Annotated in this window: 10 protein-coding genes and 2 tRNA genes; 4 read left to right on the top strand and 8 right to left on the bottom strand. The window is 55.6% G+C overall.

From position 1 onward, the window contains the following. Positions 1 to 8: 8 nt before the first annotated feature. The gene (locus PSN43_RS10455) at positions 9 to 350 is read left to right on the top strand and encodes a DsrE family protein (RefSeq protein ID WP_272700666.1); all 342 of its coding nucleotides are present in this window, start codon (positions 9 to 11) and stop codon (positions 348 to 350) included. A 182-nt stretch (positions 351 to 532) separates the two neighbouring features. After that, the gene (locus PSN43_RS10450; protein ID WP_272700665.1) at positions 533 to 1,231 is read left to right on the top strand and encodes a molybdopterin-dependent oxidoreductase; all 699 of its coding nucleotides are present in this window, start codon (positions 533 to 535) and stop codon (positions 1,229 to 1,231) included. 114 nt (positions 1,232 to 1,345) lie between these two features. Here PSN43_RS10450 and PSN43_RS10445 read toward each other — a convergent pair whose 3' ends face one another. The 3 genes from PSN43_RS10445 to PSN43_RS10435 form a co-directional block, all read right to left on the bottom strand. Next, positions 1,346 to 2,050: a tetratricopeptide repeat protein gene (locus PSN43_RS10445; protein ID WP_272700664.1), complete on the bottom strand. Its 705-nt coding sequence runs from the start codon at positions 2,048 to 2,050 to the stop codon at positions 1,346 to 1,348. Positions 2,051 to 2,256: 206 nt separating this feature from the next. Beyond that, the gene (locus tag PSN43_RS10440) at positions 2,257 to 4,431 is read right to left on the bottom strand and encodes a hypothetical protein (RefSeq protein WP_272700663.1); all 2,175 of its coding nucleotides are present in this window, start codon (positions 4,429 to 4,431) and stop codon (positions 2,257 to 2,259) included. Between the two features lie 188 nt (positions 4,432 to 4,619). Further along, positions 4,620 to 5,240, bottom strand: coding sequence for a hypothetical protein (locus tag PSN43_RS10435; RefSeq protein ID WP_272700662.1), 621 nt, complete (start codon positions 5,238 to 5,240; stop codon positions 4,620 to 4,622). Between the two features lie 427 nt (positions 5,241 to 5,667). Between PSN43_RS10435 and PSN43_RS10430 the strand changes: the two genes are divergently transcribed. After that, on the top strand, positions 5,668 to 7,377 hold the full coding sequence (locus PSN43_RS10430) for a SulP family inorganic anion transporter (RefSeq protein WP_272700661.1): 1,710 nt from the start codon (positions 5,668 to 5,670) through the stop codon (positions 7,375 to 7,377). Between the two features lie 144 nt (positions 7,378 to 7,521). On the opposite strand, the gene PSN43_RS10425 is transcribed toward PSN43_RS10430, so the two are convergent. Both PSN43_RS10425 and PSN43_RS10420 read right to left on the bottom strand, forming a co-directional pair. Next, positions 7,522 to 8,580 carry an acyltransferase gene (locus tag PSN43_RS10425; protein ID WP_272700660.1) on the bottom strand — a complete coding sequence of 353 codons (1,059 nt, stop codon included), beginning with the start codon at positions 8,578 to 8,580 and terminating at the stop codon, positions 7,522 to 7,524. Positions 8,581 to 9,052: 472 nt separating this feature from the next. Then, positions 9,053 to 9,144: transfer RNA gene (locus PSN43_RS10420), tRNA-Ser, on the bottom strand. Between the two features lie 197 nt (positions 9,145 to 9,341). Between PSN43_RS10420 and PSN43_RS10415 the strand changes: the two genes are divergently transcribed. Continuing rightward, positions 9,342 to 9,773: a Fur family transcriptional regulator gene (locus tag PSN43_RS10415; RefSeq protein WP_272700659.1), complete on the top strand. Its 432-nt coding sequence runs from the start codon at positions 9,342 to 9,344 to the stop codon at positions 9,771 to 9,773. Here the strand turns inward: PSN43_RS10415 and PSN43_RS10410 are convergent, their stop codons facing one another. The 3 genes from PSN43_RS10410 to der all read right to left on the bottom strand — a co-directional run bounded on the left by PSN43_RS10410 (position 9,774) and on the right by der (position 13,104). Beyond that, entirely contained in the window at positions 9,774 to 10,760 is a 987-nt protein-coding gene (locus PSN43_RS10410) for a hypothetical protein (protein WP_272700658.1), read from the bottom strand. A gap of 645 nt (positions 10,761 to 11,405) precedes the next feature. Continuing rightward, positions 11,406 to 11,499 (bottom strand) — tRNA-Ser (locus tag PSN43_RS10405). An 87-nt stretch (positions 11,500 to 11,586) separates the two neighbouring features. Continuing rightward, positions 11,587 to 13,104 carry a ribosome biogenesis GTPase Der gene (gene der / locus PSN43_RS10400; RefSeq protein WP_272700657.1) on the bottom strand — a complete coding sequence of 506 codons (1,518 nt, stop codon included), beginning with the start codon at positions 13,102 to 13,104 and terminating at the stop codon, positions 11,587 to 11,589. Positions 13,105 to 13,155 lie beyond the last annotated feature (51 nt).

Below are 13,155 nucleotides of genomic sequence, written 5' to 3'. Positions count from 1 at the left end.
GAACCCCCATGGACAAGGACACATTGAATATTCTGTGGACCAATGCCGACCCGGTGACATCGGAAATGATGGTTCTGATGTACGCCAAGGCGTCCGCAATGCGCGGATGGTGGAAGCGGGTCAGGGTCATCGTCTGGGGCGCGACCGCAAAGCTGGTCGCCGAGGACGAAAACATCCGGGCTTTGGTGCGCGAAGCCCAGCAGGAAGGAGTCGAATTCAGCGCATGTGAGGCGTGCGCCGACAGGCTCGGTGTCAAAAGCAGGCTCCAGGACCTCGGCATGGAGGTGATTTTATGGGGCTATCCGTTGACCGAACTCCTCCGCAGCCGGGAAACTCTCATCACTGTCTAGGCCCCGGCTTGATGGGAATGCCGTTGCGTATGCAGCCGGGATTGGTTCATCCTTGTTCTTCCGATCGCTCTTTGATAATTTGCAAGAGTGGCGAAGTCCCGGCCGTGCGCACGGCCCGGGCGGACGGGCAGTTCTCTGTTCGCCGCCGTCCTTGAAATGATCAACTCCGCCAAGGAGACTTCATGAAAGAAGACAATATGCTCTCCAGACGCCTGTTCCTTGCCGTCGCAGCCGGAACCGTGGTCAACATCGGACTGCCCGGCCTGTTCGCCACGGTTTCGGAGGCCAGGCAAAAAAGCCTTGCAGAAGAAGTCCGAAAAGACGGAAAGCCCCGTATTCCCCCGGGCCAAACCGCCATCGAGCTCATTGAGGACATGGGCGGAAAACCCGGATCGCCCCGCATCGAGGATTTCCGTCTGCGCGTCCATGGCGAAGTAGAACACCCCTACACCGTGGATTTCGAGGAATTGATGAAGTTCGAGCAATCGGACATCACCTGCGACATCCACTGCGTGACCGGCTGGACCCTGCTCGATTCATCCTGGCGCGGCGTCCTTCTCTCCACCCTTCTGGAAAGGGCTCGCCCAAAAATCGACAAGGGGTTCATCGTCATCCAAGCCGCACACGGTTACACCACGAGCATACCGCTCGACGATGCGCGAAAGGCCGACGTCTTCTTGGCGCACACCCTTTCCGGCAAACCGCTGCCCCGGGCCAACGGCGCACCGGTAAGGGCCGTGGTTCCCGACAGATATCTCTACAAAAGCGCAAAATGGGTGGAAGGCCTGAAGGTAGTCTCTCGAGACGAACTGGGCTACTGGGAAAAACGCGGATACAGCAACTCGGCCGATCCGTGGAAAGAGGAGCGGTATTCCCGTTAACGGCCTGATTGGGGACGATTGGAACCGAACAGCCAACCCGGGAACGCAGCGGAAAGAGACTTCCAACACTCCTCCCGGATAGTCCGGCGGCCCGGCTTGCGCGCCGCCGGACTTTTACTTCAATTTTTTCAAGGCGGCGCGCGAGGTGGCAGCGAGTTCGCCATTCGGGAACTGCTTCAAATAGGCTTGAAAATGCTTCCTGGCTTCGGCCTTGTTTCCCAATTCCATATAACAGCCGCCCAGGTAGGCGTGTATATCCGGGTGCTCGTTCAAATCGAGATGATTAAACGCGGCCAGCGCCTTGGCAGGATCTTTGGTAATGGAGACATGGACAAACGCGAGGAATCTATACGCATCATCCGTGGGGTTCAATTCCGCCGACTTGATCGACAATGAAACAAGATGGTTTGTCTTTTGCCGAAAATCCGGGTCGCATTTCACGGTCCACGATATCTCATCGGCGTAAAACCAGGCAACGTTCGGAAACCGCTTCTGCCCCGAGGTGAAGGCGGACCGCATTTCCGCGCAATCCCCCTTGTCCACGGCCGCATGGAACCGGTCTTCCAATGCGGCCCGCTGTTTTTCCGTTTCCCAACCATCGGCACTGTAGTGAACATAGCTCGCGACAAGGCTGTCGGGCGACAAACTCTCGTGGACGAGCTTGACTCCTTGCCCGTCGTATAGGGTCGTCCGGATGCCGTCCCGCTCCATGTGACCGCTCGGCGTTCCCAGGCCCAGCCATTTTTCGTACTGTTCCCTGGAATAACTCGCCCCGGGCTCAAGAACGATCTCCCGCAGGATGCCGGAATCGAAAAACACGGCCCGGACTGTTTTCCCCTTGTACGGAGCGGGATCGAAATAACAAATCTTCCCCCCGGTGGCCACGCTGATCGGCTCGCCCAACTTCCGATAGACCTCGCCCCGGCAGGACCGCCCCGGCTCCAGGCCGTCGAACCCGTCGGCAAGAACCGCTGGAGCCGACAGGAGCACGGCCGCCCAAATCAGTATCGCCCGCCCGAAAACACTCATTGATTCCCCCAATCGGTACATGCGTTGATTTTATCACGATTGGCTTCCAGACAATCGGCGCAACGGGTGTCGCGCACTTCGCCCTCGTCCACCTGAGGACGGCTGTGGCCGAACCCCACGCCGAGCAATTGGTCCTGGACGCAACCGGGGCAATATTGCTCCACGCACTCGCCGTGGGACTTCTTGGCTCCCTCGTTTCCGCCTTGGGTGATGCCCGGACCGAACTGTTTGTATTTGCCTGTGGTGACGTACCCGCAATTTTTCTGATTCCTGATGTATCCGTTGCGCACGAGCAGGTATTGGGCCTTTTGTCCGGAAATGACGTAATCAACCCCGTCCTGCCGCACGATAACCGTCATTTCACTGCCCTGGACCACCCCCTCGAACCGCGCCGAGGAAGTGCCGGAGGGGCACATTCTGGACTCCAGATCCAGGGCGATGGCTTTGACCGCATAATTCCGGCCCGAATTGAACCCGCTGCCGACCGGCTGTACCGCAGGTTCTGACTTGGACGTCGGTTTCACCGCCGGTTCGGGCTCAGCCTCGGGCTCGGGTTCCTTTTTCCCCGTGGAAACGGCCACCATTGGCGACGGTTCGGCATCATCCCCCACGCCGCTTTCGGACGCCTTGGGCTTCCCGTCGTCCTTGGCCTCATCCTTCTTGAGAGAGGCGGCGATCATCGGGGGCAGGACAGCTTCGCCCTCCTTTTCCCCGTCGTCCTCAGCTCCCTTGACGGATGCGGCCACCATCAGGGGTATATCGGACGGCGTCTCGGCCAGAGGCTTGGGCGCGACAGGCTTGCCGAGCAATTGTTTGGCCGCGTCAGGGTTGTCCCGCAAGTATTTGTAGAACCTCTCGGTCGGGCTCAGATGCACCAGCGGATTATATGCCTTGATGAGGTAGTCGGTCTCGTTCATGACGAAATGCTTCATAAAGTCCCAGGTCAGCATTTCATTGGGGTCCTTGCCCGCGCGGCGCAAGGCTTCCTCGGCCTCAAGCTTGGACTGATGAAACCCGAGGGCCTCGAACAGAAATTCCTTGGCGATGCCGCCTGTGGACGGGTCCCGCCCGATCCGCCTGGCCCATTCGGCCTCGCGCTCTTCGGCCCGGTCATACATCTTGGAGACTTCATACACTTGGGCGAGCCTGCCCGCCCACACCGCCGCCTTGACGAGCATGGCTCCCAGCTTTTTCAGGGCTGGGGTGACTTTCTCCAGATTCTTCGAAAGCTTCCGGAGCATTTCCGCGCCGCGCTTGCCACTTGTGGCGTCCCCGACATCGTCCGCATTGCTGAAGACTTCGCTGACCAGGCTCTTGCGGCCGGACAGCTCCGCCACGCGCTGGACCTGCTCCCTCGTTGTATTGAGCTGCTGCCTGAGAGCCGTGGCCTCCCTGTAATTGCCAGCCTTTTTGAGGGCTTGTATCTGCTGCCGAACTGTGGCGATATCCTTGGCCGACTGTGCCGCCGCCAGTTCACGCATCTCTCCCAGTTGCTGGAAGGTCCTGCGATTGTACTGACGCGCAAAATCAATGGCTTCCTGCCCGGTCCGGTTGCCGAGCAACTCGTCCAGCTCGGCGAGATTCATGCGGTGAATGGACATCCCGGGATTGATGCCCGCGCTTTTCAACGCGCCGCTCGCCTTATAGGCCGCCTTGTTGCCGAAATTGAGGGATTCAATGACCTTCTGCCGATTGTAAGGTCCTTTAAGGAAATGGTCGGCCTCGTGCCCTTTTTTGTAGAAATCCCCGATAGCGACAATCGGCGTATTCATGATGCCCCGCTCGAGACGCACCGCCCCTTTGCCATGGGGAATGGTTGTTCCCGACCCCAGGGCGTATCCTTCGGCGGCTTCCATGTCGCTCGCCATGGCCTTCATCCGATTGGCCGCGCTGGTGGGGTTGCTGTATTTCGAATCCGGCAGATGCATCGTCACTTCATGGGATTCGATCGTGATGGAGTTGCCGTTGGTCGCAACCTTCAAGCCGTACTGCCGGGCGGCCTTCTTAAAGCGGTAGTACGCCTGGGGGTCTCGCGCCATGACATCAAGGTCCCCACCCGGCTTGAAGCTGGGGCTGCCGGGAGGAGAACCGGCGGAGAAAAGCTGGTCGTCCACCGGAATGTCGGCCTCCTTGCACACCTTGTAAAAATCGCCGATCCGATCGTTGTCCATTTTCTCCAGTGGATCGGTGATATACCGCTTAAAAGCGGCGGCCCGTTGGGAAGCGTCGGGATAATTGAGCCTGACCTTTTCCCACTCCGTGTACAATTGCTGTTTTCTGGCAAAATAATCTTGTGGAGCGGCAAAGGCCGGCAGGGATAACCCGAGAAACGCCAGCAGAAGAAACAACGGACGGAGGGTCATAACTCCTCCTTCAGCGCGGCGCGGACCGTGGCCCGAAGTCCCTCCGGAGTACCAGGTGACGAAGCCAGCTCCAACAGGATGTCGAGGGCTTCAGCCCGATCCATGTCCAGCAGAAAGGACGCCATCAGAAACTTCACCTGAGGCCAATCGGGCATCCGCTCCAATTGGGAACGATAGAACGCCACCCCCCGCCACGGGTCGGTCAGCCATTGATAGCAAGTATGCAACTGGACCAGGTTCTTCCCCTCGGCGGGATCGGTCTGGCGGCGGACCAACTCCTCGAACACGGCGGCTGCCTTCGAAGGGTCCATGTTGAGCACGGCCGTCTCGCCCAGCCACTCCAGCGCTTCCATATCGTCTGGATCAAGCTGCACGGCCTGGTCGAGGTGAAAATCCGCCATGGCCCCGAACACTTCACGGGCCGGATTTTCCCCCACTTCGCGGGCCAGAAGCAGATACGCTCCACCCGCCCGTTTCTGCGCGTCGGCACTTTCCGGGTGCCGCTCGACCTCCTCAACCAGCTCCCACACCACATCGGCCAATTCCTCGGCTCCAGAGGTCCGCCCCAGGAGCACGACCGCGCAGACTATAACAACCATCCCGATAAACTGTCTCATATGAACTCCAAAGCCGGAATCACATACCAGGCAGACTTTCCCTACCATACATATCCATTGGAGTGAAGTAGCCCCCCAAAAACCGCCGGAACTTCACCCAAACATCACGTTCCCGCCATGAAGCAAAACGATTCCCATGCGATCAAACGAAGCCTCCACGACAAGCGGCGGCTCCCTTTTCACCATGGGGGAAAAGGAGAAACAAGCCCGCGAACTGCCTATTAAATGGGAACTATTCGCGGAATACGATTCACCTTGACAGCGGAACTTACCCTGACTATTTGGGTGGGCTGCTTTTTTTCAACCTGCCTTTTATGAGCCTCCAGACATGGCCCGACCGCAGAGTCGGATTGGCCGGACCTGCCTGTGCCCATCGGCGAAACATTGCCATTGGGGACGTTTTATGTCTTTTGCAAAGTACTTTAGCGTGGATCTCATCCCCGCTCTGTGGTCTTCCCTTCGGGAAGGCTATTCCATCAACAATCTGGCCCGGGATTTGGGTTCCGGCGTAACAGTGGGCATCGTGGCCCTGCCGTTGGCCATGGCCTTCGCCATCGCTTCCGGAGCGACACCTGAACAGGGACTGTTCACCTCCATCGTCGCGGGCTTCATCATTTCCGCCTTTGGCGGCTCGCGTTTCCAGATCGGCGGCCCCACCGGCGCCTTCGTCGTCATCGTCGCGAGCGTCATCGCCCGGCACGGCTATGAAGGGCTGGTCGTGACCATGCTGCTGGCGGGCGTCCTGCTGGTGCTCATGGGCATTTTCAATTTCGGTAAATTCCTGCGGTTCATCCCCTATCCGGTCGTCACCGGCTTCACGACCGGCATTGCACTGCTCATCGTGACCACCCAGCTCAAGGACTTCTTCGGCCTCGGCCTAGCTTCCGTGCCGTCCGGATTCCTCGACAGGATCGCCGCTTGCGCCAACGCGCTTCCGACCTTCAGCGGCGCCGCCCTGGGAGTGAGTCTCGGCACCCTCGCGATCATGATTCTGGTGCGGCAGTTCGTCCCCAGACTCCCCGCCCACATCGTCGGCATCTTCTTCGCCACCCTCGCCACCTGGGTTCTGCATCTGCCCATCGAAACCATCGGCTCCCACTTCGGCGGCATCCCGGCGGAAATGCCCCATTTGCAGTATCCCGCGTTCAGCCTCGAATCCATCCGCGTACTGCTGCCGGAAGCCCTGACCATTGCGCTGCTGGCGGGCATCGAATCCCTGCTCAGCGCGGTCGTGGCGGACGGCATGACCGGAAAGCGGCACAACCCCTCGATGGAACTGGTTGCCCAGGGCTTCGCCAACATCGCCTCGGCAATGTTCGGCGGCATCCCCGCCACCGGGGCCATTGCCCGTACCGCCACCAACATCCGGGCGGGAGCCTATTCCCCGGTATCGGGCATCATACACGTCATCACTCTCGTGGTCTTCCTGATGTTCTGCTCCAAGCTGTTGTACCACATCCCGCTCGCGAGCCTGGCCGCCATCCTGACTTTCGTCGCCTGGGACATGAGCGAACTGCACCGCTTCAAGCGCCTGCTGCACGCTCCGAAGGCAGATTCACTGGTTCTGCTGATTACCTTCTCGTTGACGGTATTCGTAGACCTGACGGTCGCGGTGCAGGTGGGCGTGGTGCTCGCAGCCCTGCTGTTCATGAAGCGCATGAGCGAAGTAGGCAGCGTATGCGAAGTTCCCATGGAGAAGGAAACCGACACCCTTCCCGATTCCAACTACCATGACCAGATCGCAAGCTACGAAGTCGAAGGCCCGTTCTTCTTCGGCATGGCCCAGCGGTTCATGGACATCATGCAATTTACCCGCACGCCGCCCAAGGTGCTCATCATCAAACTGAGCCACGTCAACCACATCGACGCGACGGCCATCGAGGCGCTTGAAAACGTCATTCACAAGGCGCATCGGACCGGAACGACCGTAGTCCTCGCGGACATCAACGAAGGCGTCCGCCGCGTTCTCCGCGCCATGGGCACCAAAGCTCTCGTCGGCCCCGAAAACGTCTGTGCGGATTACCCGTCCGCGCTGTTCCGCGCCAAATGCCTCGTCGAGAAACTTGAACAAGGCGAACAACCGACGGCGACAAAACCTCGCCCCCAAACACCCAGAGTCTCCCTGCCCTGCCCCTAACCCCAACTAAACTGCCTCCGGTTCCACGAACCGGGCAAACCAATCAAACGAAAAAGGCGGCCTCAACGGCCGCCTTTTTTTATCCCCCAACCACAGAGAAGATCTGAATAAAAAAAGCGCAAACAAAACATGCGCAATGTAAAATTAAAAACCTAAGTATTTTGTACAAATATGATTTGGAATCATTTCTTTAGCAATGCAAATTACTAAAATGCTCAAAAATAAAGTGGAAGAGAATACCAAGAGTTGCAAAACAGGTTGAACATCCTCAAGTGCGGCACCAAAAACATAACGCACCAACCCACCTCTGATTATTTCATGGATTAAGTATATTCCGAAAGAATAACTACTGATTACTTTCAATATATATGGGAACCATAAATCCAGTTTGCGAATCGAAATAAAGAAAATGATGATTGAAAAAGAATAAAGGAATGAAGAGAACTTGCTAGAAGATGCAGCGCCAGAATATTGTCCCCACAAACTGACAAGAGCAAAAGCTTCGAACAAGGACAAAAAAAGCATTGCCAGCACGATCGCCATCGCCTTTTTAGGCTGGATATTCAATATGAAACGCGGCACTTTACCATATCTATACAAAATACCGAAATAGTAAAATGATATCCACGTCGTAAAAGGAAAAGCGGCATACCACCAATTGAAATTATGACCGAGCTTGATTCGATAAAAATAGACAACAACAATGTTTATTGTATTAATAAGAAGGACAAGCATCAAACCATACGATTTGTCTTTCAGCCTAACCAGCAAAGGGGACAACAAAGTAAATATAGCAAGAACAATTATATAATAGTATGCACCAACAACCTTTCCTGAAAGAAGATCATTCAAAAAAATGACAATATTTTTTTTACCTTTCACAATAAAAAAAACGATAACTGACCACACTAGATATGGAACCAGAATTCTCTCCATTCTCTTTACGATGTGCTCCGTTTCCTTTTTCCAGTCATTCCCCATTTTAGAAGAAAAGAAATACCCCGACATAAAGAAAAACGAAGGAACTGCGAAACAATAAAACTGCTTTATTATCAATGTAAAATAATAATTCCAACTACCACCCAAGTCACCATACCATTGCCACCCGGAGTATGTTGAGTGAATAGCTATAACAGCCATGATCGCTAGACTACGTAATATATCGAAATTTACTTCTCTCTCATTCTTTACGCAATTTGACATTCTCTAACCTTATAATTTTGGAGTTGATATGGCAAACAGCCCAACCATTTGATTTTCTATAAAATATAGCATTTAAAGCAGGCACGCCAATCATAAAGTTCCGCAAATACACAATTCTAAATTCACCATCACGACATACACGAACACCATTGGTACCATTTCTATCCTTGATGACGGATAATCATTAAATCAAGCAGTATATCTGCGACGACAAAACACACCGCAATGCAATATGTATTTGTACACCCTGCAAACATCTCCATTATCGTTTTTTCAGCGCACTCTTAATAACGTCATTAATGGAAATAGTTTTTTCTTTCATCATCATTTCCTGTCAGACCTTTATTTCTTAGTTGCCTTTTCTCTATCGTGTTAGATGACAACGACAAAACACTTCACAACCTATCAAAATAAAACAAAAAGCCCTCTAAACGAGGGCTCCTGACACTTTAAGAGAAGTGATTTTAAAATTTGGCGGAGAGGGAGGGATTCGAACCCCCGGACGGCTCACACCGTCTCTGGTTTTCAAGACCAGCGCATTAAACCGAACTCTGCCACCTCTCCGGGTATGGTGTCGCGCATGGCGACGCCGATTTGCAGGAAATCGTTTGTAGAAACCGTCTTCCGGAATGTCAAGAAACAAAAGGAGATCGAACAGTGAGATGGGGATTTCCCGCCAATTTGATTCCTATTTGACACCTTCATAAGCTTCCCGTATGTAAGGAATTGACTGAATTCCAAACAAAACGACGGGATATCCCATGAAAGCCCCGCAAGATGTTTTTGCCGAGTATCTGGCCAACGAGAACCTGAAGATGACGCCCCAGCGACGCATCATTCTTGATACGTTGCTCAAAAGGAACGACCACCTTTCCTCGGAGGAGCTCTATGCTCTCGTCAAAAAACGGGACGCCTCCATCGGGCAGGCAACGGTCTACAGAACCCTCAAGCTTCTCAGCGACTCCGGGCTGATCGAGCCCCTGGACTTCGCGGACGGCGTAACCCGTTACGAACCCAGCTACGGCAAGGATCACCACGATCATCTCATTTGCGAGCGATGCGGCAAAAACATCGAGATCGTGGACGAGATCATCGAACACCGCCAGGAGCAGCTCGCCGAAAAACACGGCTTCACCCTGCAACGCCACAAGATGTATCTCTACGGCGTCTGCTCGGAGTGCCGCAAAAAGTAGCTACCCACCCATTCCGTCCAGGAACTGCGCCAGAGACGGTATTTCTCCGTGCACCGTACGCCATGTGTATCGGTTGCCTTTTTTTACGCCCTCGGCCATGAACTGAATGCCGAGCCCAATAGCCCCGCCACGCCCGGAGAATCGGCTTCGAACGATACCCAGAGCCGTAAAAAATGAATACTTGCGCGTCTTGGGATTCCAGATGCTGACCCGCAGGACGAGCTGGCTGCCCGTATCCAGGGGCGGAAGGCCCCCTTTGGGATTGACTATGAACAGACGCAAACCGCCCGCCGAAATGTTATCCACCGCCAGACGCGTACGGCTGTCATAGCGGGCCGGGTTGTTGACGGTCTGCATGTCCGGCCGGAACAACCAGAATGTACGGGCTTTCCTGGCGCTCCAAGCCTTGACCCTAATGGCTCCCTCGTGGGTCACTCGCTGGCGGGAATGCCGCCGCCGCAAAATGAACCGGTAACGCACCGGCGTAAACAGGCTCAACCCCTTGAGCACCACACCCCGCTTGCTCACATGGGCCACCAAAGTGGTGAACGCGTTGATCCGCTTGCCGGAATAGGCGAAAGGCCGAACAAAGCAAATTACTGGTTGATGCTTGAGATTACTGAATGCAGGCCTGACGTTGAGCAGTTGCAGTTGCATTCGTCCCCCGGTCACGCTGGACACCCGCGCATCGCAGAGCTTGCGCCCAACTCCGCCCCCGGAAAACATGCAGACCTCGATGACCACGCCCTTGGATACCAGATAATTTTCCACGGCGCGCCGCTTGCGCCTCCTGAACAAACGGGCTACCCAACGCCCCGCCACAAGCTGGATAAGCAGCCTGTACCGCCACAGGACATAGACCGCGACCATGGGAAGGACCACGGACAGCATCCGGATCAGCAATTCCATGAAGTCGATATGTCCACTACCGCCAAAGGTGCGTTGCACCTCCCGCAGATAATCGGACTGGGCGAGGAATCGGACCATCTTCACATCATTCGAGATTCAAGAGGTTGACGATTGTTGTTTCTATGACGGACCCATTGCAATTTCAATACCTTCCAACTTATTTGAAGGCGAAGACGCCGGGAACGTCCTGAACAACCTCATCCACTGCGCCCGAACGAAGACAGATAACCAACTGTAATCATGGCAAATATTGCGAACTTCGGCGCTTATGAGTATTCGCCCATTAGGGAAGGGTATTAGCTTTTTACCCCCCGGATGAGAAAAATCAGGCATTGAAAGCCGCTTCGCGGCAATTGTCGGGAGATTTCGCCTCCGGCGGGCAAGGGCTCGCACCCTTGCATCCCCTGTTTGCGCCTTCGGCGCGGGCTTTTCGCTCTGCGACGTTCTGCCGCGAAAGCGGGGAGTTAACGATATTGATCCCATTCGGAAACGGATACCCCCCTTCAGAAAAACCATCAGAGTTCCCCAAACGGCTTCTCGGGCACGCACGCTTAACGACAACGGACAACTACATCAAATCGCTCATGCCGGACATGCGAAATTGGGACGACGTCTTGGATAGCATTTTGGATGAAAAACCGTCTGTATCAGAACAAAAGGATGCACAAAACGATTCGTTGAACAAAAAAAGGGTTACGTCTTTCAACGTAACCCTTAGATTTCTGGCGGAGAAGGAGGGATTTGAACCCTCGTATGAGCTTTACACCCATAACACGCTTAGCAGGCGTGCGCCTTCAGCCAACTCGGCCACTTCTCCATTACTCATGCGCCCATGAACCTACGGTACGCATTGAGGAAAGTCCGTCTACACTTTTCCCACAGGGATTGTCAATAACGATGGTCCCTATTTGCCTTTTTTCCCAGCCCCATCCTTCTCCCGGGCCTCTTTCTCATCGCGGCGGCGCTTGCTCTTGAGGGCCTTGTACTTGATTTCGTGGCGACGGGTCTTGGCTCCGCCTATACGTTCGCGGCCCGGACCGCGCTTGCCCAGAGCGGAGATGCCGCGGGCCTTCTCCCACTCCTTCTTGTCGTGACTGGAGCGAAAAACGATGTTCACGGGCGCGGACTTGATGCCGAGCATCTTCCGGAACTGGTTCTCCAGGTAGCGCACGTAGGACGTCCTGACGAGAGTATGATCGTTGCAGAAGAACACGAAAGTGGGAATGGCCTCGTCCGCCTGGGTGACGTAGTAGAACTTCGGCCGCTTGCGCTTGACCACGGGAGGCTGGAGCTTCTCCACCACCGCCTGCATGATGCGGTTGAGCTCGCCGGTGCCGACGCGTATCTCGCACTCCCGCCGCAAGGTCTCGGCCAAGGGCAGCAATTTGCCGATGCCCACGCCCTTCACGGCGCTGGTCATGACCACGGGCACATGCGGAATCACGCGCAGCTCTTCCCGAAACGCTTCAAGGGCGCGGCTGGTCTCGTTGCGGGGAATAAGGTCCGCCTTGTTGACCACCACGATGAACGGTGTTTTTTCCTTGGCCAGGAACTCGATGAGCCGCTTGTCCTGACGGCCCACGCCCAGCGTGATGTCGATGGTCAAGATGGTCACATCGGACCGCTTGGAATTCTTGAGCGCGCGGATGACGCTGATCTTCTCCAGATGATCCTGGATGTTCGCCCGCTTGCGCACCCCTGCCGTGTCAACGAAGGTGTACCGCTTGCCCTGCTTCTCGAAGGTCACGTCGATGGAATCGCGGGTTGTCCCGGCCACGTCGGATACGATGAGCCTGTCCTTGCCGATGATGGAGTTGATAAGCGAGGACTTGCCTGCATTGGGGCGGCCGAGCATGGTCAGGCGCAAGCCCTTCTCCATGCCGTCGTCCTCGTCCATGGGCAGGCCGAGGTCTTCGACGAAGCGGCGAACTCGGTTGCGCACGTCGGACAAATTGTAGCCGTGGGCAGCGGACACGGGCAGGAATTCGATACCAAGGGAGTGAAATTCGGCGGTCATTTCGGCTTCGAATTCGAAGCCGTCCACCTTGTTGACCAGCATAAGCACCGGCTTGCCGGATTTGCGGACGAACTCGGCGGCCTGCTGATCCAGAGGAGTCAGTCCCTCCTTGCCGTCCACCACGAAAACGATGGCATTAGCCTCGTCGATGGCGTCGCGGGCCTGCTCGAAAATCTCATCCTCGAAATCCTTGGACAGCTCGGGAGTAGCCTCGGATTCCAGGACCATGCCGCCGGTGTCGATCAGGTCGAACCGGGTTTCCCCCATTATGCACTCGCCATAGATGCGATCGCGCGTCACCCCCGGCATGTCGTGGGTGATGGATCTCGACTTCCTGAGAAGTCGGTTGAAAAGGGTGGATTTGCCCACGTTGGGGCGGCCCACCAGGGCGACGATCGGCAACATTCTCGGCTCCGGGCGGTTGAAGACTCTATAAAAATATAAACCCCGCGCATC

Origin of the sequence: Desulfovibrio sp. Fe33 (genome assembly GCF_028532725.1) — a bacterium.
Lineage (GTDB): Bacteria > Desulfobacterota > Desulfovibrionia > Desulfovibrionales > Desulfovibrionaceae > Pseudodesulfovibrio.
This window is presented reverse-complemented; position numbering and strand designations above follow the sequence as displayed.